Consider the following 24,717-nt stretch of genomic DNA (forward strand, 5'->3'; position numbering starts at 1 on the left):
CCGGGAATGGAATGCCCCTTCTTTGTGGTTGTACCAGTCTGTTTTCAACTTATTAGTATACATATATGAAGAAGAAAATTATTGTTATCGGCAGTGGCTTCGGGGGACTGGCAACCGCATCACGACTTTTGTCGCAAGGATATGAAGTAGAACTTTTTGAAAAACGTGATAAACCGGGCGGACGCGCCTACGTGTATGAGATAGACGGTTTCAAATTTGATGGCGGACCGACGGTTATTACCGCCCCATTTTTATTTGATGAAATCTTTGAAGCAGCCGGAAAAAAGCGGGAAGATTATTTCAAACTGGTCCCTTGCGATCCTTTTTACCGCATCTTTAATGCCGAAGGTGAAAAGTTTGATTACAACGGTGACCATGAGTTTGTGCTCATTGAAATTGAGAAATGGAATCCCGATGATAAAAAAGGATATACGAAGTTTCTAAAGTCGACCAAGGCCATTTTTAATAAAGGCTTTGTTGAGCTGGCCGACCAACCCTTTCTAAGTCTTTGGGATATGATTAAGGTGATCCCCGACCTTATCAAACTCCAATCCCACAAAACAGTCTATCAATATATCTCCAAGTATATAGAAAACGATTTCCTGAGAAAAGTCTTCTCATTTCACCCGCTCTTAGTTGGCGGCAACCCTTTTGACACAACTTCGATCTACGCCATGATCCACTACCTGGAGCGGGAATGGGGTGTACACTATGCCATGGGCGGCACAGGAGCTATTGTCGAGGCGCTGGCACAACTTATTCGCGAGCAAGGCGGTACGATCCACCTCAATGCCGAAGTTGATAAAATTACGGTAGAAAAGGGCACAGCAACCGGAATCCAACTTAAAGACGGTACCATACACAAAGCAGATCAGGTAGTTTCCAATGCTGATGTTGCCTTCACCTATCGGCATATGGTCGATGAAAAAGATCGCAGTACATATAGCAATAGAAAAATTGAGCGCATGAAATACAGTATGTCTCTTTTTGTGATATACTTTGGTACAAAGAGGCGCTACCTGGATTCGGAGCTAGAACACCATAATATTATCCTTGGTGAACGCTACCGAGAGTTGCTTTCCGATATTTTTCACGATAAGAAATTGGCTGAAGACTTTTCACTCTATCTGCATATGCCAACAAAAACAGACCCGTCGCTAGCCCCGGAAGGCTGCGAAGGCTTTTATGTATTGTCCCCGGTCCCCCATCTAGACAGCGGAACTGACTGGAAAACCAAAGCCAAACCTTACCGCGATGCCATCATTAGTTTTTTAGAAGAAAACTACCTACCGAACTTAGAAGAGAATATTGTTGTAGAGCATCATATTGATCCCCTCCACTTTAAACAGACTCTTAACAGTTATAAAGGGTCAGCATTCTCTGTAGAACCGATATTAACGCAATCAGCATGGTTCCGCCCCCATAACAAATCAGAAGATATTGATGACCTGTTCTTTGTTGGCGCCGGCACTCATCCGGGAGCAGGATTACCGGGCGTACTTTCTTCAGCTAAAATTGCGGAACAACTTATTTGCGACTCTTAGTTGTTGCCCGGTTATGAGATAACTGGAAATACTCCTCTTCTCTTTTATATTAAATAGCACAACTGTATTGCGAATCGTCATTTTACTTTATCACTATGGGATTTAAAAAAACGTATCTTTTTTTCTTGGTTCTCTTCCTTATCGTTGCGTGCCAACCCAAGGAATCGAAATATGAACAGCTTGGCCTTGAGGAAATCACCATTACGGAACTGCAAAATAGCTACCAAAATGGTGACTATTCAATTGTTGATGTAACAGAGGCTTACCTTAATCGGATTGAATCAATAGATCAAAATGGTCCTCAACTTAATTCCATGCTTTATGTCAATCCCAATGCGATTGAAAAAGCCAAGACTCTTGATAAGGAGCTTGCAAATGGTAATAAGCGTGGACCTCTTCATGGTGTACCTATTGTTTTAAAAGACAATGTAGATACCCATGACATGCCTACTACCGCTGGTGCCAGGCCAATGGAAGGTTCTCTTCCACCCGATGATGCTTTTATCACAAAAAAGCTGCGAGAAGCTGGAGCAATTATCCTTGGCAAAAGCAACCTGAGCGAATGGGCAAATTTTCACAGCAGCTTTTCTTCGAGCGGATGGAGTGGTTTAGGTGGACAAACACATAATCCCTATGACCTTAGTCGTAACCCATGCGGGTCGAGTTCCGGAACGGGGGCAGCAATCTCTGCCAATCTCGCCGTTTGGGGAATTGGAACAGAAACTAATGGTTCTATCACTTGCCCATCATCAGCAAATGGGCTTGTCGGTATAAAGCCTACGGTCGGATTACTTAGTCGATCAGGAATTATTCCTATCTCCTTTACGCAAGATACACCCGGTCCTATGGCACGAACAGTTTCCGATGCAGCTATTGCGTTAGGCACGATGGTTGGGATAGATGAAGATGATTCTAAGACGTTAAAAAGCGAAGGCAAGTTTGTCAATGATTACACGCAATTCTTAAATAAAGATGGTCTCAAAGGAAAACGGATTGGTTTCTGGACCGGACCACTGGGCGACCATCATCGCGTAGATACCTTAACGCACCAAACAGTGCGACTTTTGGAAAATCAGGGTGCTGAAGTCGTAGAACTGAAAACGATTACAAAAGAGAGCATCGGAGGAGAGTCATTCCAGGTTCTACTGTACGAATTTAAGAATGGCTTAAACGAATATTTCAAATCTCTGGGATCTGATGCCCCGGTTAAAAATATGGACGAGCTTATCGAATTAACTCTTGCTGACTCTATTGAAATGCATTATTTCGATCATGACTTACTTATTACGGCCAATGAAAAGGGAGACCTCAATTCTGAGGAATACAAGAAGTCATTAGAGAAGATGCTCAAACATACACGTGAAAAGGGGATTGACAGAGTAATGGAAGAGAATAACCTGGATGCCATTGTGAGTCCTACCGGAGCTCCCGCCTGGAAAACAGATTTAATTAACGGGGATAACTTTTCTGTTTCCTCCAGTTCTCCTGCCGCACGTGCAGGTTATCCCAATATTACCGTTCCTATGGGATATATTGATGGACTGCCTGTTGGTATATCATTTTTTGGCAAAGCATGGAGCGAACCCAAGCTTATAGAAATCGCATATGCTTTCGAGCAGGCTACAAATATTCGGATAGCGCCTACTCTTGAAGCCGGTGAATAACTGTCTCAAATAAAAACACCCGTCACATTTTACATGACGGGTGTTGGGCAGAAAAAGAACAATCGTTATTTGCTTTCAAGTTCTTCCTGCAATGAATCCCAGTCTGCCAGGAAGCGCTCAAGACCGCGATCTGTAAGAGGATGCTCCATTAACTGATCAATAACTTTGAGTGGCATCGTAGCAACATCTGCTCCCAATCGTGCCGACTCAAGCACATGCATTGGATGACGAATACTTGCTGCCAATACTTCTGTTTCGTAACCGTAGTTTTCATAAATAGTTACAACATCAGCGATTAGCTGCATTCCATCATCAGAAATATCATCAAGACGACCAATAAATGGCGAGATATATGTTGCTCCGGCTTTTGCAGCTAACAAAGCTTGTGTAGCGGAAAAACACAGCGTACAGTTGGTACGAATTCCTTCGTCAGACAAGCTGCGAATTGCTTTAATACCCTCTTTAATAAGCGGTACCTTAACTACTACGTTGTCTGCAATGTTAGCCAGGTTACGCGCTTCGGCCATTATTTCATCATACTCAGTAGAAACAACTTCTGCCGAAACATCCCCATCAACCATGTTACAAATTTTTGCGATATGCCCCTCAAAATCAGCAACTCCTATTTTGGCACACAAACTTGGGTTTGTTGTTACTCCATCCAAAACACCCAAGTCATGGGCTTCTTGAATCTCATCAAGGTCGGCGGTGTCAATAAAAAATTTCATATTTTGCTTAGTGGCTTTGTGATTATTTATGGTGGGCTAAAAATAACAAATTTTACACCTCTTTCTTAAAGCAACAGATTATTAATTATTTTCTTTTCCAGAATTGTAATGCTACCTCAAATGTTAAATAAGTTAAAAATCATCAATTTCTGTCTTAATCTGTCGTTATAGTGAATCATTTGCTATATCCTCTCGTAAGGCGATTGTTGCTTAACATCTCTATCATTAAAAATGGATCCAGTGAAAAATTTACAGTACGTATTTGTTCTCTCATTACTCGTTATTATTCAAGCCTGTGGAGGCAGCTCCGGCGAACCCACCAACAACTTCAGAGGCGCCGACCAGGAAGAGGAAGCCACAAGTGTTGAAACCATGACAGCCTCAACCCAGGATATATCTAGGCTAATTAAATCATTTGGCAATATTCGGGCCCAGGAAATTGTAAAAGTTACTCCCCAGGTTTCGAATCGCATCACAAAGATCCATGCTGATCTTGGTGATACTGTGCAACAGGGAGATCTGCTTGCTACAATCTATGACGCAACCTATCGCGACCAGTATCAACAAGCAAAGTCACAACTCGAACAAAACCGGGCATCATATGTTCGAGACAGCCTGCAATTTCAGCGTCAAAAGGAGCTGCACAAGAAAGATTTAATAAGCTCTACAGAATTTGATAATGCCAAAGCAACCTTTGAAAGCAGCAAAGCTCAGCTCCAGTCGGCCAGGGCCAACCTTACCGAGAGCCGAGAAAATTTAGCTAATACGAAAATAAAATCACCGGTGTACGGCGTTGTTCTCAGTCGTAATATTTCTGAAGGAGACCTGGCCAGCAATGGTCAAGTGGCATATGAGATCGCAAACCTTGTTGGCCTGCAGGCACGCGTTCATCTCCCTATGGAAGAATGGAGGGATGTTGAGATCGGCCAGAAAGTCAGTTTCCGTGTTTCCAACCAGCCAGATATCAGCGGCAAAGGACGTGTTACACAGATAAGTCCCCGACTGGATGCTGCTACCGGTCTTGGAGAAGTTGTTATCAGCCTCACCGAAACCGGGCAATCTATTTATCAAGGAGTTCTGGTAGAATCTATTATTAAAGTGACAACCCACAATAATGCCGTTGTGATACCACGCGCTGCATTAGTTGAAAATGTACAAACAATCATTGAACCCGAGTCGAATACCATCCAACTGGAACGCAGCTATTCCGTTTTTACCGTTAAAAATGATTCACTCGCTGTACAAAGTGATGTTACCCTCGGAATTGAGCAGGGGGATAAAGTAGAAGTGACAAGTGGCATAGAAGCCGGAGACGAAATTGTTATAACAGGACAAAATGGGCTGTCTGACAGCACAAAAGTACGCATTGCTGACCCTCAAAACTTTAACACCTCTCCAGAAGAAGTTCCGATTGATAATATGACAGAGGAAGAAAACAAAACGACCTCACAAGACACAAGCTCAACCTCGTAACACAGAATATTTATTATTTATGAAAGCTCTAGCAAGAAAAGCGGTTGAGCGGCCTGTTACATTTTTTATGACGAGTCTCATCGTCATTGGATTTGGCCTTTTTGGATTATCAAACTTACGGCTCAACCTTTATCCGGATGTCTCATTTCCAACAATAACTGTCTATACAACCTACGAAGGGGTAGCCCCGGGGGATATGGAAACCCTCATCACCCGCCCTATTGAAGAAGTTGTGGGTAGTATTAGTGGGGTGCGCGAAGTACGATCATCCTCCAAACAGGGAGCCTCAGTAGTTAAACTCAAATTTAATTGGGGCACCGATCTCTACCAAGCCGAATCGGATGTACGAAAAGAACTTGATTTCGTCAGGCGTACAATACCCGATGATGCTGAACAACCGATTGTTTTTTCGTATGACCCGAACCAAGAACCTGTTATGGTTCTTACGCTCACCTCTGAAATTCAAAGTCCGCGAGAGCTGCGAACAATGGCTCGCCAACAGGTTGAACAACGGCTTGAGCGAATCCCCGGCGTAGCTTCCAGTGAGACGGCAGGCGGCTACCAACGACAAATTAATATTGATATCAGTAATGAGCAGATGCGTACCTATGATTTAAGCATCGCAACCATTGCTAATAAGCTTGAACAGGAAAATATTCAGATCCCAGCCGGTGAGCTCATTGAAGGGCGGACCATATACTCCCTACGAACCATTGGCGAATTTAAGAATATTGACCAGATTCGCAATACTGTTATTGCTCAAAGAGACGGCAAGCCTTTGCGCCTGGCAGATGTTGCTGATGTGGAAGATGGGGTTGCCCAACCTATAGGTAATGTGCATGTAGATTATAACGAAGGGGTCATCATCAATGTGTATCGTCAAAGTGATGCCAATGTTGTTACCACTGCAAATGCCGTTATCGAGAACCTTGAAGATATAGGGAAGCCACTACCCGATGATGTTAAAGTAGATGTATTAACAAACAAGGCTGAGTTTATCGAAATGTCGATCGATAACCTCCTTTGGACCGGCCTCCAGGCGGTGATCCTTGTCGTCCTCATTCTGTTAGCATTTTTACACAGTGGACGATCAGCTCTTATCATTGCCATATCTATTCCGGTATCCATTATCTCTACCTTTAGTATCATGGACTGGGCAGATCTGAGTTTGAATATCATCTCTCTGTCCGGCCTTACCCTTGCCGTAGGTATGGTGGTGGATGACGCAGTGGTAGTTCTGGAAAATATATTTCGGTTTAAAGAAGAAGGACATAATAAGAATGAAGCCTCCATTTTTGGAGCCCAGGAAGTTGCAGTTCCGGTAGTGATCTCTACCCTGACAACCCTTGTGGTCTTTATTCCTATTCTCTTTGTTCCTGGTATTGCCGGATTCTTATTTCGAGACCTAGCGCTCACCATATCCTTCGCACTCATTGTATCATCCCTGGTAGCTCTTTCTCTGATACCGATGATGAGCTCTGTTTTGCTGGGTACTACCGAAGAAAAAGAAGATGATCGTTCATATTTGAAACAACTTTTAGAATGGAGTCGCGGTAACATTTACAAGCGAATTATCGCATCTCCTCTCCTCTTGATTGGAGCTATTTTATATCCGATTTATTGGATATTCAGACTAATCATAAGGAGTATTGCCTCCTTCTTTAAAAATAATATTGCCCCAACAACCAGTAACTTTTTAGAAAGAATGGAGCAATCATATAATAGAACATTAGACTCCCTTCTTAATAGAAGTGGAACAGTGATAATATCAGCTATTGTACTATTCGTTGTAACGCTCCCGATTTTCTATCAGCTTGGCGGCGAGTTTTTTCCAAAAGTTGATGATAACTCTTTCATTCTTGACGTACAACGGAATCCCGGTGTTAGCCTCATCGAACTGGAACGATCTATTGCACAGGCAGAATCAATAATTAATAACAATGTGCCTGAAGCAAAACTCGTGGTCTCTGACTTTGGCGATAAGGAGGGCATTGAAGGCGCTGACAGCCCCGGTGGATATCAGGGGACCATCAGCGTAGAGCTGGTTTCGCAGGATCAAAGAAACCGATCTGAAGCCACTATTGTTTCCAGTCTGCTTGCAAAGCTTGAAGAAGTACCCGGTACCGATATTAAAGAGATACAACAAGATCCCCTTAGCCCTGAAGGTGAAAGTGGCTTGGTCGTTCAAATTTATGGGTATGAACCCCAAACAAAAGAGAAATTAGCTAACGGAGTTAAGAAAAAACTTCGCGAAATTGATGGCATTGTAAATGTCTTCAGCACCGCCGATCAGGGACGTCCAGAGCTGAGAGTAACTATGGATCGCGAGCGGATCTCTCGCATGGGAATGTCAACTTCTGATGTAGCCAATGCACTCAGCAATGCCATCAAAGGAAATATTGCAACAACTTATGTTGATAAAGGTGTTGAATTTGAGGTAATGGTGCAGTTGGAAGCAATAGACAAAGCTGCTGTTACAGACCTGCGCAACCTGCAGGTACAGTCTCCATCCAATGGCTGGGTGCCCCTGTCTAACCTTGCCCGTATCGAACGATACCAGGGCCCCACAAATATTTTGAGGATCAACCAAGAACGAGTGACCGAAGTGTCAGCGGATCTCTCGAAAAAAGATCTCAAAACTGCTTCAGTGCAGACTCGTGAAAAGCTCGAAGATATTAACTGGCCCGAAGGGTATCGCTATGAGATAGCCGGTTCTGCCGAAGAACAACAAGAATCATTTAATTTCTTGTTACTGGCCTTTATGATTGCCGGTATATTAACCTATATGGTGATGGCTTCTCAGTTTGAGAGTTTAGTGGAACCGTTCATTATCATATTAACTATCCCCCTTGCCCTTACCGGTGTTTTACTGATCCTTTGGATTACCGGCACCTCTATCAGTGTAACATCAATGGTTGGCCTTATTTTGCTATCCGGTATTGTGGTAAATAATGGAATTGTAATGATTGATTATATCAAAATATTACAAGCCCGTGATTTTTCACGCCACGAAGCTATTGTCGAAGGAGCAACACGAAGGCTGCGTCCTATTTTAATGACCGCCTTTACTACAATACTTTCAATGGTACCACTGGCCCTGGAACTTGGCTCGGGGTCAGAAACCTGGAGCCCTATGGCCCGAACGGTTATTGGCGGGCTGGGGATGTCTACCCTGCTGATGCTTTTTGTGGTCCCCTGCTTGTATAAATTGATAAACGCCATGGTGGAAAACTTCGGCTTTGATGCTGTACACAAAGAAGATCCACTCCTTCAATCAAACTGAAGTTTCCTAATTTAATACTGCTATGAAAAAGTTTTCGTTAGCTGGACGCATTCTTAAGCGACCGATCACCGTAATTATGATTACCTTGGTGATCATAGGGTTTGGGTCATTTGCGCTGTCAAATCTTAAAATAACGATGTACCCTTCCTTTAACATCCCTGTGCTTGCCATACAAACAACCTATGGCAATGTGGCTCCCGATGATATGCAAGAACTGGTTGTAGAACCTATTGAAGGCGCAGTTTCGGCCATACAGGGTATTGAAACCATGGATGGAAACATCGACAGGGGGAGTGCCTTTATTATCCTTAGACTCCAAAATGGGATCGATATACGGCGAACAGAACTTAAGGTTCGTGAAGCAATATCGCGCATTCGAAATGAGCTGCCCGCCGAAGCCTCCGAACCTATTATATTCCAGTTTGATCCTGAAAATATGCCTATTATGCGGCTTAGCCTGGAAGCCAATGAGAAGGGTTTGGATAAACTACGCCGCCTTGGCATAGAGTTCGTTGAACCACGAATTGAACGTTTAGAGGGAGTAGCATCGGCTGATACCCGGGGCGGTCTGGAACGCAAAATTTTTGTAAATGTGGATCCGATGTCGCTGGCACAACATAGGCTTATGCCTTCTGATCTTGAAAACGCACTGCGTTCAAATAACGTCCAGGTACCTGTTGGAGATATTGTTGCAGGCACTAAAAGCTACAGCATCAGGGCGCAGTCGATGTATGATCAGGTAGATGAGATTAAGCAAACGATTATAAAGAAAAGTGACTCCGGTGTACCCATCCGCATCAAAGATGTGGCTGAAGTGGAGGATAGTTTTGCAGAGATCTCAACGCTCGTAGAGATCAACGGTAAAAACAGTGTTACTGTTGACGTCTACAAAAAATCGGATGCCAATACACTGAATGTTGCAAATGCGGTTACCACGCAACTCAATACTATTAACAAGAATCTGCCTAAGGGAGTAAGTTTACAGGTGCTCACCAATGACGGACAGAATGTTGAAAATTCTATATCGAACCTTACCCAATCGGCATTAGCGGCCCTTGTTGTTGTTATTATCGTACTGTTAATCTTCTTGGGTGGATGGCGTATCTCTTTAGTCGTAGCCGCGACCATACCCGTTTCTGTAACTGCTACCTTTGCGGCCATGTACGCGGCAGGTCTCACCCTGAATATACTAACTATTACCGCCCTGGCTCTTGCCATCGGCTTACTTGTTGATAATGCCATAGTTGTTTCGGAAAGCATTGCCCGTAAACTCGAAGAAGATCTTTCGAAAATGCAGGCTGCCCTGGAAGGTACCAATGAAGTAATCGGTGCCCTGCTGGGCGCAACATTGACAACGCTGGGGGTTTTTGTCCCTATTATTGGATTATCGGGAGTTGCCGGTCAATTTTTTACCCAGTTCGCCCTGACAATTAGCATGTCTATTGCGATATCTTTCCTGGCCTCCATCATATTGGTCCCCGTTTTGGCCCTGCTCTTTTTAAACAAAGACGAATTTCAGCGTCAAAGTTCTTCATTTCAGGCTATCCATAAGATAGAAAGTTGGTATGAAGATTCACTACGGTGGGTCATGTTCCACAAATGGACCACTGTCATCTTTGTAGTATTTATTCTTGGCGGAACCTATCTTTTCTTCTCCAGTCTTGAATCAGAATTTATGCCTGGTACCGACAGTGGCCAAGTTTCTGTTGGCGTTGAACTACCAACCGGCACAAAACTTGTTAAAACAGCCCAGGTTCTTCGTAATTTTAGTAAAGAACTCAAACAAAAAGAGGTTGTTGAAACTGTTATTACTCAAATTGGTCAAAGTGGTTGGGATCAACGCACCAATGAAGGTGAAATGAATGTTAAATTAGTTGATGCAGCTAAACGTGATGTTACTACCAACGAGTTTTCAGCAACATTGCGTCAAACCTTAAATGCCCCCGGCGTAGAGGTCAATGTTCGGGGAGGTGGCGGAGGTTTTTCCGGATTTAGTAGCGGAATCCGATTAAGTTTAGTTGGCCCCGATATAGATATACTACAAGGAATTTCAGATAAAATTGAACGAACCCTGCTTCAAGATTCCAGCGTCATCTCTGTAGATAACGGGTGGACAGACCGTACGCCTGAACTCAGGTATTATGTTGACAGACAACGCATCAGCCGAGTAGGCAGCTCCCTTAATGAGGTCTCACGGTCATTAAAAACACAGGTCCAAGGCACACGTATCGGGTTTTTACGCCAGGAAGGCAGAGAAGTTCCTATAGAAGTCCGCGCAAATAAATCAACATTAACAAGTCGCGAACAATTATTTGACCTTGAATTGGTCCAGACTGACAGCCAACGTGTACCTGTAGCTGCTTTAGGTAAATTTGTAAGTGCAGAAGGCTTCAACTCAATTGAAAGACGAGATCGAGAAACAGTACTTGATATAAATATTGAAGTAGACGGCAATGCCAGCGAATACCGTGAACAGATAACTTCATTTCTCAAAGAAGAAGTTTTACTGCCTGAAGGATACCGTTACGAGTTTACCGGAGGAACCAGTGATTCAGAAGAAGGCATCTTTGAAATACTTCGAGCCCTTATATTTGCTATACTGCTCACTTATATGATTATGGCTTCCTTGTTCGAAAACTTCCGTGATCCCTTTGTCATCTGGTTTACCATTCCACTGGCATTTTTTGGTGCGCTGGTAGGTCTGTGGGTATTGCAAACCCCATTAAGTGCTACCGCTTATATCGGCATGTTCATGCTTGTAGGTATTATTGTCAACAATGGAATTGTCTTGGTTGACTACATGCACCTGTACTCAAAACATAACGAACATTCCAATTCGCTCTTTAATAATGTTATTGAAGCATGTAAAAGAAGGCTTCGCCCCATTCTATTAACAGCACTTACCACCATTTGCTCCATGATACCACTATCTCTAGGTATCGGTACAGGAGCCCAAATTTGGGCTCCACTGGCGCGTGCTGTCATTGGCGGGCTATTTTTTGGATCAGTTCTTACTCTCTACATCATACCCGCATTTGTGATGGGCATCAGCAAAAGCAGAAGAAAAGCAATTGATGAACACCGGAAACCGGCAAACCAATAGTCAGCAAATCGTTAGGGTTGGATAACAATTTCAGTCTTTAATCAGCCATTTCAGGTAAAAAGGATAGGTCTACATAATAATCATCCGGATCTTCCGAAGACATAAAAACCGTGATCCTCTCTCTGTCGATATATTCAGTGGGATCAAACCAGATATTATTACTTTTAAAAACGTGTATTTCTGAGTTGGCGGGGTTTTGCCATTGGCTAATCACCCGGTAGGGATGGCTTCCATTTACCTGCAAGCTTGTATTCAGGTCAACACGCTGGAACTCAGCCTGAACAGGAGTTCCTGTCTTTTTAAGATGTTCATCTTTACGTTTTTTTATAATAGGATAGATTATTAACCCGCCCCCAATTGCAAAAAAGATAAAACCGAGACCTCCGAAAATTATAGGACCACCCCAAAGAGAAAAGAAACTGTCAATCTCGGCCTCTTGAGGATCTGAAGGTAAATACAGAATATCTACGTTTTCGCCCCGGCTGTAACTAGGGCTACTACTGCTCGTATTCGACACAAATTCATAACTATTACCACGGCTATCAGCAAACTGTATAGCGGGGCTATATGTTCGTGAATCGCTTGATCGTCGTACGACCATATCTGTCACTGTGCCCTGCGTTGAAATCGCCTTATCAAGAAAGTTTGATGTTTCTATCCCCCAATTTATACCAAACCCACAAAATACAAGGCCCACGATGCCAAATATAGTCTTAAAAGTATTCATAAAATCTTTATTCCTGCTATTAATTTGAAAACCGTAAAGCTACTTCTATCAAAACATTGATGCAAGATATTCGTTAAAAATATATAGTCTGTATCTTTAATAAGAAGATGGAAATATTGGGCAAAAAGATTGTATATTTATACAAAGCTATTAAAAAAATTGAGCTCCAACTTTAAACCATACTATTATGAGTAAATCAAAAGATTTCACCCTTGGGCTAATATCTGGCGCTCTTGTGGGGTCAGCTATTGCACTTTTATATGCACCGGATAAAGGAAGTAACACCCGTGACGTCATCTCTTACAGGCTCAGTAATTACCTTGATGAGCTAACGCATCTTATTGATAAGCTCTCTGATGAAAAGGAATCTATTTCTGAAGCTAAACGTAAAGGTGATTTAGTGGTGGAGGATGCACGAGACCGTGCAGAAGATCTTATCCGTGAAGCCGAAACCCTACTAGACACTATTGAGGATACTAAAGAGAATGAGGATAACGCTGCCAAGGAAGCGGAATAAGAATCCTTATTTTTTTAAATTATACCAAAAGCCTCCAGTTAACTGGGGGCTTTTTTTATACATCCGAGAATCTACTTTATTATAAGAATGAAATAAAAAAAGCGCCTGACTTTGCAGCCAGACGCTTTAAAAACTTAGCAGCTAATGTTTAGAGAAGTTATGATTCATCCTCTTCTACATCAGACTCAGCTGTTGCTTCTTCACCATTAGGTTCGCCAGCTCCACTGAGCTCTTCGAACACTTTGGCTACTTCTTGCTCATCTTCATCCAGCTCAGTCTTCTTACCAACAATGAGATCATCATACTTACGCAGACCAGTACCGGCAGGTACTTTGTGTCCGACAATGACATTCTCTTTGAGGCCTTGAAGTGTATCTTTCTTAGCCTCAATAGATGCTTGAGTAAGAACCTTAGTAGTTTCCTGGAATGAAGCAGCAGACAACCAGCTTTCAGTAGAAAGGGCAGCACGCGTAATACCAAGTAATATTGGCTTCGAAATAGCCGGCTCAGCTTCACGTGTTTCAATTTCTTCTGCACCTTCTTTAATAAGCTCGTTATTGATATCCCGAACTTCACGACGATCAAGGATTCTACCTTGCTTTAAGTCGCTTCCGCCAGTTTCAGTAACAACATACTTTCCAATCAACTCATCATTCTTGTTGTTGAGTTCAAATCGGTCAACTTTATCTCCTTCGAGATACATCGTATCTCCGGGATCCGTTACTTCAACCTTCTGCATCATGGTGCGAACGATAGTCTCAATGTGCTTATCATTGATCTTCACACCCTGTAGTCGATATACCTCCTGAATTTCATTTACGAGGTATGACTGTACTGCATATGGTCCAAGAATATTCAGAATTTCTTCGGCCGGAATTGTACCGTCAGAAAGTTGCTGACCAGCTTCAACATAATCGTTCTCCTGCACCAAGATATGCTTGGATAGAGAGATGAGATATGTTTTTTCGGTCTTACCATCTTTACTTTCAACGATAACTTCCTGCTTACCACGCTTACGTCCTCCAAATCGAACGATACCGTCAATTTCAGAAACAGCAGCAGGATCGCTTGGTGAACGAGCTTCAAAGAGCTCCGTTACACGCGGCAGACCCGCTGTAATATCCTTAGACTGACCGGTAGAACGTGGAATCTTAGCCAGAACCTGTCCGGCAGATACATCTTCTCCATCTTCCACAACAATGTGTGTATCAACGGGAAGCGTTTTCTCACGAACGCGATCGTCACTGCCTTTAACCATCAATGTTGGTACCAGCGAGCGATCTTTGGAATCAATAACTACTTTCTCGCGGTGACCTGTTTGAGAGTCCGTCTCTTCCGAGAAGGTGATATCTTCCATGATATCTTTGTACTCAACAACACCGTCAATCTCAGCGTAGATATTGGCATTATAAGGGTCCCACTTACAGAGTGGTACACCTTTTGGAATTTCATCACCCTCTTCAACGAGAAGCTCTGAACCGTAAGGAATATTATAGGTTGTAAGAACCTTTCCTTCCTCATCTACGATTTTAATCTCACCGGCACGGCTCAAGACAACATCATGCAGCTCTTCTCCGTCGTCATATTCGACAACACGGATATTTTCGAACTCGACCTTGCCTTCAAACTTCGCCTTATGCTGTGATTCTGACTCCATACGAGAAGCAGTACCACCCACGTGGAAAGTTCGTAGTGTAAGCTGTGTCCCGGGCTCTCCAATAGATTGCGCTGCAATAACACCTACAGCTTCACCTACCTGTACCATGGTACCGCGCGAGAGATCTCGACCGTAGCATTTAGAGCATACGCCCCGTTCGGTTTCACATGTAAGTACCGAGCGGATTTCAACTTCTTCAATTGACGTTTCCGCAATACTCTTAGCAACACCTTCATCAATCATCTGGTTGGCTTCGCACAGAAGCTCATCAGAGATCGGATCATAAATATCGTGCAGTGATACCCGCCCGAGAATACGATCTTCAAGACTCTCAATAACATCTTCGTTATCTTTAAGAGCCTTCATCTTAATTCCACGGAGTGTTCCACAGTCTTGCTCGTTGATAATAATATCCTGGGAAACATCAACAAGACGTCGAGTCAGGTAACCGGCATCAGCTGTCTTAAGCGCTGTATCGGCCAGACCCTTACGAGCACCGTGCGTAGAAATAAAGTACTCAAGAACCGTTAGTCCTTCACGGAATGAAGAAAGAATTGGATTCTCAATAACCTCATTACCTTCTTGCATAGAACTTTTCTGAGGCTTAGCCATCAGTCCACGCATACCGCCAAGCTGACGAATCTGCTCTTTAGAACCACGAGCACCGGAATCGGCCATCATAAATACCGGATTAAATCCGTCTCTGTCAGCCGTTAATGCTTCAAAAAGTGATTCAGAAACTCTGTTTGTAGTACTTGTCCACTTATCAATAACCTGATTGTATCGCTCATTATCGGTAATGAAACCCATCTCATAGCGATCAGTAATCTCAGATACCTCATCTTGAGCTTTCTGGATCAATTGTTGTTTTTCATCAGGAATGACAATGTCTTCAAGACTAAAGGAAAGTCCACCGGTAGTAGCCTGATCAAATCCAAGACGCTTCATTTCATCAAGGAATTCGGCAGTACGCGATGTACCTACTTCGTAATGTACATCACCAATGAGTTTACGCAGCTCATTCTTACCAAGCGTACGATTTATATACCCCATCTCATCCGGCAAGATCTTGTTAAAGATCACACGGCCGGTAGTAGATTTTATAATCTCATATCCATCTTCGTCTTCTTTTGGAATACGGATATTTATCTTAGCGTGCATATCAAGTCGATTACGATCATACGCTATCAGCACCTCATCGAGGTTAGCAAAGGTTTTACCTTCCCCTTTCTGATCGCTTGCCATCTTGGTGAGGTAGTAAATACCCAAGACCATATCCTGTGACGGAACCGCAATAGGTCCACCATTAGCAGGACTTAAAATATTGTGTGATCCCAACATTAATACAGATGCTTCCAGTACCGCATCATGACTTAACGGAAGGTGCACAGCCATCTGGTCACCATCAAAGTCAGCGTTAAACGCTGTACATGAGAGGGGGTGTAGACGAACCGCTTTCTCCTCAATAAGCACCGGTTGGTAAGCTTGAATACCTAGCCTGTGCAGAGTTGGTGCACGGTTAAGCATGATGGGGTGACCGTCAATTACATTTTCAAGGACTTCCCATACAACCGAGTCACGGCGATCCACAACTTTCTTTGCCGATTTCACAGTTTTCACATAACCGCGTTCAATCAATCGGCGAATAATAAACGGCTTATAGAGCTCCACAGCCATCTCTTTCGGAAGACCACACTGGTGCATCTTAAGTTCAGGTCCTACAACAATTACTGAACGACCCGAATAGTCAACACGCTTTCCGAGCAAGTTTTGACGGAAACGACCACTCTTACCTTTCAGCATATCGCTGAGTGATTTCAGAGGTCGATTGTTGTTACGTACCGCGTTAGATTTTCTTGAATTATCATATAGCGAATCAACCGCCTCTTGCAACATTCGCTTCTCGTTGCGAAGAATAACGTCCGGCGCCTTGATATCAATCAGTCGCTTCAGACGATTATTACGGATAATGACCCGTCGATAGAGATCGTTAAGATCCGAGGTAGCAAAACGGCCACCTTCCAGAGGTACCAAAGGTCGCAGTTCCGGAGGTATTACTGGAATAACACTCTGTACCATCCATTCCGGACGGTTTTCGGTGTGTTGATTCGCAGCACGGAAAGATTCAATAACCTGCAGACGCTTCAGCTTCTTCTTTTTACGCATCTGCGAAGTTTCATTCCGCGCCTCATAACGAAGTCGGTATGCCAGCTCATCGAGGTCTTGCGTAGAAAGCAGTTCCTGGATAGCTTCAGCACCTTCCTTGGCACGGAATTTCTCTTTGTTATCGTCATCCATCTCCCACTGATCTTCAGGGAGTTGCTCCTGGATGTCGTAGTATTCTTCTTCGGAGATAAGGTCGCCTTTCTTATAACCTAAATCACGGGCTACGCCGGGATTCATTACTACATAAGTTTCGTAGTAGACGATCTTCTCCAGATTCTTTGAAGAATATCCGAGTAAGTATGCTAATTTGTTTGGTAGAGATTTAAAGTACCAGATATGTACCACAGGTACCGTCAGCGAAATGTGTCCCATTCGCTCTCGGCGTACTGCTTTTCTGGTTACTTCGACGCCACAGCGGTCACAAATAATCCCTTTATAACGGATTCGTTTGTATTTACCACAGTGGCATTCGTAATCTTTAACCGGACCGAAGATCTTTTCACAGAAAAGACCGTCCATTTCCGGTTTAAAAGTACGATAGTTAATTGTTTCGGGAGTTAAGACTTCGCCATGCGACCGAGACAAAATAGTCTCAGGTGACGCAAGGGAAATACCAATTTTATCGAAGTCTTTCGAAACTGTTAATGTATTAGTAGTCGGCAAGGATGTACCTCCGGATTGACTTTATTTAACAGTATAAATTCTGTTGTTCTAATTAGTCGATGTGAACTTCAAGGCCAAGACCCATCATTTCGCGTAGTAGTACCTTAAAGGATTCTGGAACGTCACCTTCAGGCAAGTTTTCACCTTTAACAATGGCTTCATAGACTCGCGATCGACCTTTCACATCGTCACTTTTAACAGTAAGCATCTCTTTGAGGATACTGGAAGCACCATAAGCATATAGTGCCCAAACCTCCATTTCACCGAGACGCTGTCCACCAAACTGAGCTTTACCGCCCAACGGCTGCTGTGTAATTAGCGAGTATGGTCCAATAGAACGGGCATGCATCTTATCTTCAATCAAGTGATTGAGTTTAAGCATGTAGATATAGCCGACTGTGGATTTTTGATCCATCGGTTGACCTGAACGTCCGTCATATAATGTTACGCGGCCGTCGCGGGGCAACCCGGCTTCTTCCATCTTATCTTTAACCTGTTCTTCACTCGCACCATCAAAAATGGGTGATGCAAACTTGACACCCAGCTTCTTAGCAGCCCAACCCAGAATGGTCTCATAAATTTGACCGAGGTTCATTCGGGAAGGTACACCAAGTGGGTTTAAGCAAATATCAACGGGGGTACCATCTTCCATATAAGGCATATCCTCTTGAGGGACAACCTTGGCGATCACACCCTTATTTCCGTGTCGTCCGGAAAGCTTATCACCAACCTGAAGCTTTCGCTTCTTGGCAACGTATACTTTAGCTTTCTGGATAATTCCAGGCGGCAGATCGTCGCCTACCTGAATCTGATACTTGCGTCGTTTGGCTTCTGTATCAATTTCTCTTCGCAGTTCCCTGTAATTTTTAAAGAGAAGACGCACATGTTCTACCAATTCATCATCGGTAGCCCAGGCAATGTTCTCATTAATATTTACGGGATCCAGTTCTTCAAAATCTGACTTGCGATACTTTTGTCCCTTTTCTATAAGCTCTACACCGCTAAAGTCGTAAACACCCGGAGAGGTTTTATCCCGAAGCAAGGTATATAGTTTATCAACCATTTTGCTATTAAGGTCGTCTACCTTCTTCTGATGACGCTCATTTTCGAGCTCCACCTGCTTCTTCTCCTCTTTCCGAGAAATTTGCTCGTCACGTTTACGGCTGAAAAGCTTAGTATCGATAACAGTACCGGATACTCCTGGTGGAACTTTTAGTGATGCATCTTTAACATCACCGGCCTTGTCACCGAAAATTGCACGAAGCAATTTCTCTTCCGGTGTAGGATCAGTTTCACCTTTTGGCGTAATCTTACCTACAAGAATATCACCGGGATTAATTTTTGCACCGGTACGGATAATTCCCTGCTCGTCAAGATCTTTGGTAGAATCTTCACTCACATTTGGAATCTCGCGGGTCAATTCTTCTTCACCGCGCTTGGTATCGCGAACTTCTTGTTCAAACTCTTCAATGTGGATGGATGTGTAGATATCATCTTGAACAACACGTTCACTAACTACAATCGCATCCTCAAAGTTATATCCTCTCCATGGAACAAAACCTACGAGTAAGTTTCGTCCGAGAGCAAGCTCACCCTGATCCGTAGCACAACCGTCAGCCAGTGTCTGGCCTTTCTTAACCTTATCACCAACTTCTACAATAGGAGTTTGGTTAATAGTGGTATCTTGGTTGGTACGCTCAAATTTGGTGAGCTTATACTTCTTAATACCTTCGTCGAAGTAACACTGCTGCTCCATATCAGTACGATCGTACTTCACATGGATCTCTTTGGCAGATACATATACTACTTCACCATCTTCTTCGGCAGCAATAATTGCACGAGAATCTTTAGCAGCTCTGTGCTCAAGTCCTGTACCGACAACCGGAGCTTCTGGTCGAAGCAGAGGCACGGCCTGACGCTGCATGTTCGCTCCCATAAGAGCACGGTTCGCATCATTGTGCTCCATAAAGGGAATCAATGCTGCAGCAACAGATGTAATCTGGTTCGTAGAAACATCCATATAGTGGATCTCATCAGGTTCAGCCAACCCAACTTCCCCATCACGGAAACGAGAGAATATGTTATCATTTTTAAACACACCATTACTATCGAGAGGTGCGTTAGCCTGAGCAATAACGGTTTCATCTTCCTGCTCGGCTGACAGATAATCAATCTCTTCTGTTACCTTACCATCTTCAAGCTTACGATACGGAGTCTCAATAAATCCGAAATCATTTACTTTGGCATGTACACAGAGTGAGGAGATCAGGCCAATATTTGGTCCCTCAGGTGTTTCAATAGGACACAAACGACCGTAGTGTGTATAGTGGACATCACGAACCTCAAAACCAGCTCGCTCACGTGTCAAACCTCCTGGCCCTAATGCCGACATACGACGCTTATGCGTCAATGTAGCAATGGGGTTGGTTTGGTCCATAAACTGAGATAGCTGATTGGTACCAAAAAATGTGTTAATAACAGATGAAATGGTACGAGCATTAACCAGATCTTGAGGGGTTAACTGCTCAGCATCACGGGAGTTCATCCGCTCCTTAATAGTACGAGACATGCGGGCAAGTCCAATTGAGAACTGTTGACCCAGCTGCTCACCTATAGTACGTACACGACGGTTGCTCAGGTGATCAATATCATCTACCTGTGCTTTCATGTTCTTAAGGCGGATAACCTCTTTAATAATGGCAACGATATCCTCTTTTACCAAGTAACGGATATCCATATCCACATCCAGCTTCAATCGTTTATTTAAACGATATCGGCCAACTTCTCCAAGGTCATATTTTTTATCACTGAAGAATAACCGCTCCAATACCTGTCGCGCAGTTTCCGGATCCGGCATCTCACCAGTACGAATCTGCTTATAAATTTCTCCAAGTGCAGACTCTTCATCATGAGTAGGGTCTTTACGGAGCGTATTCATAAATACGTCACGCTCAGAATCTTCAGGCTCCATTGTTTGAACACGAACCTTGTCTACATCCGCCTCTTGCAGCAGACCGTAGTCATCTTCGGTAAGCTCATGGTCGATCTCCAGAAGCGTGTTGCGCGTCATCGCTTCGGTTACTTCGCCGGTTTCATCGTCTACTACTTCTTCGATCTTCTCTTCGACGACATCTACCGCAAGGCGTTTGCCTACAAGCTCATCATTGTATTGCTTTTTGTCTTCAAGCTCTATGACTTCAGAGTTGCCAAACAGGTTATACAGTTCTTCATCGGTAGAATAACCGAGAGCCCTTAGCAGGGTTGTAAATGGAACCTTTTTCTTTCTGTCGATGTAGGCCCACAATACATCACGGATATCCGTAGAAAATTCAATCCATGATCCTTTAAATGGTATTACCCGAGCATTATACAGCTGAGTACCATTGGGGTGTACATTCTGTCCAAAGAAAGCACCCGGCGAACGGTGTAACTGACTTACTATTACACGTTCAGATCCATTGATAATAAAGCTACCCTTTTCAGTCATCCAAGGGAGATCGCCAAGAAATACTTCTTGTTCAATTGTTTCTGTTGTTTCATCATCGTCATCAACAGCAGAAAGGCGGATCTTAGCCTTTAGTGGTACAGCATAAGAAAGGCCACGTTCCTGGCATTCTTTCATACTATACTTAGGAGTATCCACGCTATAGTGCATGAACTCCAGTATATGTGTTTCCCGGGAATCCTGAATTGGGAAATTTTCATTAAAAATCTTTTGAAGACCTTGATTCTTACGATCTTCAGGTGCCACGTCCAGTTGCGTAAACTGTTCGAACGAGTCTAGCTGTATATCCAAAAAGTCCGGATAATCTAGAACATGTTCAGTACTGGCAAATGACAAGCGGTCGGTGAAAGGGATTTTCTCCATTTTACTCTGTTTACTCAAAGGAACCTCTCCTTTAAAATTAATTAGATGGTGATGAGCATAATTTGCCGCCTCTAATACACTTTATAACAAGTGAAATACTAGCATGCAAATAGACGCCAATAGCCAATACCGCACAAGACGATATTGGCTAATGACAAATTATAAGATATTGAACCTTAATTACTTAAGTTCAACTTCAGCACCGGCATCTTCGAGCTGAGACTTAAGGTCTTCAGCTTCATCTTTAGAGATACCTTCTTTAATTGGGTTTGGCGCATTGTCAACCAATTCTTTAGCCTCTTTAAGTCCGAGACCAGTAATTCCGCGAACTTCCTTAATAACGGCAATCTTTTTGTCGCCAGGACCGTTCAGAACTACGTCGAATTCGGTTTGCTCTTCTTCGCCACCGCCTTCGCCGCCACCAGCAGCTACAGCTACTCCAGCAGCCGCAGGCTTAATGTCGTATTCTTCCTCTAGGAAGTTAGCGAGTTCGTTTGCTTCTTTTACAGTTAAGTTGACTAATTGTTCAGCTAATTCTTTAACGTCAGCCATTTGATTATTCTCCGATTGATCTTTTGAATTGAAAATTCGTTGTGTTGTTGTATGTATTATTCGTCGCCTTCTTCGGCGATTGTTTCAACGGCTCCGGCAATATTGCGACCGGGAGCTTGTAGTGCACTAACCACATTAGAAACAGGAGCAAGCAAGAGACCAACAATGTCTCCAATAACTTCGCTCTTAGACTTCATAGCAGCCAAGGTTTCTAGCTCATCCTCACCGTAATAATCTCCATCGATGATTGCAGCTTTAAACTTTGGCTTTTCTGTTTCCTCAAATAATTTTTTAATCACTTTAGCGGGTGCGGCAAGCTCTTCTTCTACAAAGGCAAAACCATTTTGTTCAACCAAGTGGGGATACAGATCTTCGTACCCTCCGACTTCGTCCATGGCTCGTTTAACCAAGGTATTCTTATATACCTTGTATTTAATATCGCCTTCGAAGAATTCGCCACGCATATTGTTGATCTCTTTTACCGTCATGCCCGAATAGTTGGTAACATAAACTGCACCAGAACTATTTAGGTCTTCAGTAATTTCTTCAACAACTGCTTTCTTTTCTGCTAATGTTGGCATTATTCAGTTCCTATTTTTAAAACGTTATGCAGAAATTACAGATGAACGACTCAGCGGAATGCTTGGTCCCATGCTAGAGCTCATAAACGCGCTGCGGATATATAATCCTTTCGCCGAAGCGGGTCGTAGGCGCATTACTTCTCGCATGAATGCCAAAGCGTTCTCACGCAGATCGCTGGCATCAAAGCTCACTCGTCCAATTGATGCGTGCAGTATACCATAATCGTCTACACGGAAATCAACCTTTCCAGATTTTGCTTCATCAATAGCATCAGCAACATCGTTGGTAACAGTTCCACTCTTGGGGTTAGGCATCAGTCCACGTGGACCCAAAATGCGTCCAAGCCTACCGATTTTACCCATAACATCCGGAGTGGCAACAATTACATCAACATCTGTCCATCCATCTTCAATTTTTTCGATATACTCATCAAGACCTACATGATCTGCTCCGGCCTCTTCAGCTTCTTCTTGTTTAGCTTCGCTTACCAAAGCTAAAACACGTATCTCTTTACCCGTACCGTTTGGCAGGGTTACAGAACCACGCACCATTTGATCTGCGTGCCGGGGATCAACTCCCAAGCGCAAGTCCAGATCAACGGATTCGTCGAAGTTAGCCTTAGAGGTTTTCTTCACAAGATCACAAGCTTCTGCCAGAGTATATTCCAACTCGGGATCAATGAGCTTTGCGGCCTCTTGGTACTTCTTTCCTCGTTGTGCCATAAATTAATTTACCTTCTATTTATCTCTTTGGACTCGAAGCCCCATACTTCGGGCAGTACCTGCAATCATTTCAGCAGCATTTTCTACCTCAAAAGCATTAAGATCCTGCATCTTCTGTTCTGCTATATCTTTGCACTGGGTCCAGGTGACGCTTCCAACCTTGGTACGGTTGGGTTCGCCAGAACCTGACTCAATTCCAGCAGCTTGTTTTAGCAGTACTGCAGCAGGTGGAGTTTTAGTTTTGAATGTAAAAGACTTGTCCTGATACACAGTAATTTCAACCGGAATAATAGTACCGGCATCTTCCTGAGTAGCAGCATTAAAAGCCTTACAAAACTCCATAATATTAATTCCAGCCTGACCCAAAGCGGGTCCGACGGGAGGAGCAGGGTTTGCCTGTCCGCCTCGAATCTGGAGCTTAAGTACTTGATCTACTTTTTTTGCCATTTTAATTTACTGCTTGTACTTATGTTTATTTGCCGCGTAATAGCTCACTTTTGCATCAAGTGATTTTAAAGTGGTTAAGTTGCAGGTTCTACCTGGTTCACATCAACTTCAACCGGGGTCTTTCGACCGAAAATACTTACCATGACCCGTAACTTGAGTTTATCAGTATTAACCTCTTGTACGGTGCCATCAAAATCTTTAAATGGTCCATCAATAACTTTAACAATATCGCCTTCATCATAAGGGATTTCAATCTTACCTCCCTGTTCTGTGGCGTCATCGCCTTCACGCACACGGCCGAGTATCCTATTCACTTCGGCCTTGCGCAGTGGCTTGGGAACATGATCGTTCTTCCCACTTTTCAAAAATCCAATTGTTGATGGCGCACCCTGGATAAGATTATTTACCTCCTCATCATACAAGGTTTTTAGTAAAATATAGCCCGGGAAGAAGTTCTTTTCTCGCGTTTTCTTCTTTCCGGATCGTATTTCAATAACAGTTTCAGTAGGTATCAATACCTCGGTGATCTTATCTTCCAGCCCCTGCATTTCGATCTCGCGATCCAAATAGCGCTTTACTTTCTTTTCGTGACTGGAAAAGACACGAACTACATACCATTTATGCTGATCTTCTTGTGTCATTGATAAATTGCCTCTAGTATCGTGCTATATACTTGATCTACCGCAAAAATAAATGCAGATAGAATAATAGTGAAGACGACTACTACAATTGTATAATCGACCAACTCATTCTGGTCGGGCCAAGAGACCTTTCGCATCTCTTTTCGTACATCTTCTATAAATTCTTTAATCTTATCCATGTATATATAATCAGTTCAATTCTAGCACGGGTGGAAGGACTTGAACCCACAACCTTCGGTTTTGGAGACCGCTGCTCTGCCAATTGAGCTACACCCGTATACGCAGAGAGAACGGACTCATTTTGAGCCCATTCTCCAGCTATTTTCTTTCAGTGTTGCTCGACAATTTAATCTTGAATTTCAGTTACAACACCAGCGCCT

The 24,717-nt window shown here is 43.3% G+C and carries 16 protein-coding genes and 1 tRNA gene; 6 read left to right on the forward strand and 11 right to left on the reverse strand.

The features are described from left to right. The first annotated feature begins 65 nt into the window (after positions 1 to 65). Positions 66 to 1,544: a phytoene desaturase gene (locus G3569_RS08615; protein ID WP_165268113.1), complete on the forward strand. Its 1,479-nt coding sequence runs from the start codon at positions 66 to 68 to the stop codon at positions 1,542 to 1,544. A 95-nt stretch (positions 1,545 to 1,639) separates the two neighbouring features. Next, positions 1,640 to 3,208 carry an amidase gene (locus G3569_RS08620; RefSeq protein ID WP_165268115.1) on the forward strand — a complete coding sequence of 523 codons (1,569 nt, stop codon included), beginning with the start codon at positions 1,640 to 1,642 and terminating at the stop codon, positions 3,206 to 3,208. A gap of 65 nt (positions 3,209 to 3,273) precedes the next feature. On the opposite strand, the gene fsa is transcribed toward G3569_RS08620, so the two are convergent. Beyond that, positions 3,274 to 3,936 carry a fructose-6-phosphate aldolase gene (gene fsa, locus G3569_RS08625; RefSeq protein ID WP_165268117.1) on the reverse strand — a complete coding sequence of 221 codons (663 nt, stop codon included), beginning with the start codon at positions 3,934 to 3,936 and terminating at the stop codon, positions 3,274 to 3,276. Positions 3,937 to 4,176: 240 nt separating this feature from the next. Here fsa and G3569_RS08630 point away from each other — a divergent pair, with 240 nt between their 5' ends. The 3 genes from G3569_RS08630 to G3569_RS08640 are packed head-to-tail and all read left to right on the forward strand — an operon-like array spanning position 4,177 to position 11,795. Further along, positions 4,177 to 5,409, forward strand: a complete 1,233-nt coding sequence (locus G3569_RS08630; RefSeq protein ID WP_165268119.1) for an efflux RND transporter periplasmic adaptor subunit — start codon at positions 4,177 to 4,179, stop codon at positions 5,407 to 5,409. A gap of 19 nt (positions 5,410 to 5,428) precedes the next feature. Then, complete coding sequence (locus G3569_RS08635) at positions 5,429 to 8,692, forward strand: efflux RND transporter permease subunit (protein ID WP_165268121.1); 3,264 nt, start codon at positions 5,429 to 5,431, stop codon at positions 8,690 to 8,692. 22 nt (positions 8,693 to 8,714) lie between these two features. Further along, positions 8,715 to 11,795: an efflux RND transporter permease subunit gene (locus tag G3569_RS08640; protein ID WP_165268123.1), complete on the forward strand. Its 3,081-nt coding sequence runs from the start codon at positions 8,715 to 8,717 to the stop codon at positions 11,793 to 11,795. A gap of 37 nt (positions 11,796 to 11,832) precedes the next feature. Here the strand turns inward: G3569_RS08640 and G3569_RS08645 are convergent, their stop codons facing one another. After that, complete coding sequence (locus tag G3569_RS08645) at positions 11,833 to 12,522, reverse strand: DUF3592 domain-containing protein (protein ID WP_165268125.1); 690 nt, start codon at positions 12,520 to 12,522, stop codon at positions 11,833 to 11,835. 187 nt (positions 12,523 to 12,709) lie between these two features. On the opposite strand from G3569_RS08645, the gene G3569_RS08650 reads away from it, so the two are divergent. After that, the gene (locus G3569_RS08650; RefSeq protein WP_165268127.1) at positions 12,710 to 13,039 is read left to right on the forward strand and encodes a YtxH domain-containing protein; all 330 of its coding nucleotides are present in this window, start codon (positions 12,710 to 12,712) and stop codon (positions 13,037 to 13,039) included. Between the two features lie 157 nt (positions 13,040 to 13,196). Here G3569_RS08650 and rpoC read toward each other — a convergent pair whose 3' ends face one another. The 9 genes from rpoC to G3569_RS08695 form a co-directional block, all read right to left on the reverse strand. Next, entirely contained in the window at positions 13,197 to 17,525 is a 4,329-nt protein-coding gene (rpoC, locus tag G3569_RS08655) for a DNA-directed RNA polymerase subunit beta' (protein WP_165268129.1), read from the reverse strand. A gap of 52 nt (positions 17,526 to 17,577) precedes the next feature. After that, positions 17,578 to 21,393, reverse strand: coding sequence for a DNA-directed RNA polymerase subunit beta (rpoB, locus tag G3569_RS08660; RefSeq protein WP_165268131.1), 3,816 nt, complete (start codon positions 21,391 to 21,393; stop codon positions 17,578 to 17,580). Positions 21,394 to 21,573: 180 nt separating this feature from the next. Next, positions 21,574 to 21,945, reverse strand: coding sequence for a 50S ribosomal protein L7/L12 (rplL, locus tag G3569_RS08665; RefSeq protein WP_165268133.1), 372 nt, complete (start codon positions 21,943 to 21,945; stop codon positions 21,574 to 21,576). A 56-nt stretch (positions 21,946 to 22,001) separates the two neighbouring features. Next, positions 22,002 to 22,526: a 50S ribosomal protein L10 gene (rplJ, locus tag G3569_RS08670; protein ID WP_165268135.1), complete on the reverse strand. Its 525-nt coding sequence runs from the start codon at positions 22,524 to 22,526 to the stop codon at positions 22,002 to 22,004. A 24-nt stretch (positions 22,527 to 22,550) separates the two neighbouring features. After that, positions 22,551 to 23,249, reverse strand: a complete 699-nt coding sequence (gene rplA / locus G3569_RS08675; RefSeq protein WP_165268137.1) for a 50S ribosomal protein L1 — start codon at positions 23,247 to 23,249, stop codon at positions 22,551 to 22,553. 15 nt (positions 23,250 to 23,264) lie between these two features. After that, complete coding sequence (gene rplK / locus G3569_RS08680; RefSeq protein ID WP_165268139.1) at positions 23,265 to 23,696, reverse strand: 50S ribosomal protein L11; 432 nt, start codon at positions 23,694 to 23,696, stop codon at positions 23,265 to 23,267. A 74-nt stretch (positions 23,697 to 23,770) separates the two neighbouring features. Next, positions 23,771 to 24,337 carry a transcription termination/antitermination protein NusG gene (nusG, locus tag G3569_RS08685; protein ID WP_165268141.1) on the reverse strand — a complete coding sequence of 189 codons (567 nt, stop codon included), beginning with the start codon at positions 24,335 to 24,337 and terminating at the stop codon, positions 23,771 to 23,773. Then, on the reverse strand, positions 24,334 to 24,516 hold the full coding sequence (gene secE, locus G3569_RS08690) for a preprotein translocase subunit SecE (protein ID WP_165268143.1): 183 nt from the start codon (positions 24,514 to 24,516) through the stop codon (positions 24,334 to 24,336). The genes nusG and secE overlap by 4 nt, the downstream gene beginning before the upstream one ends. A 25-nt stretch (positions 24,517 to 24,541) precedes the next feature. Then, positions 24,542 to 24,614: transfer RNA gene (locus G3569_RS08695), tRNA-Trp, on the reverse strand. Between the last annotated feature and the right edge of the window lie 103 nt (positions 24,615 to 24,717).

The organism is Fodinibius halophilus (assembly GCF_011059105.1).
In the GTDB taxonomy this organism is placed as follows: Bacteria; Bacteroidota; Rhodothermia; order Balneolales; family Balneolaceae; genus Fodinibius; species Fodinibius halophilus.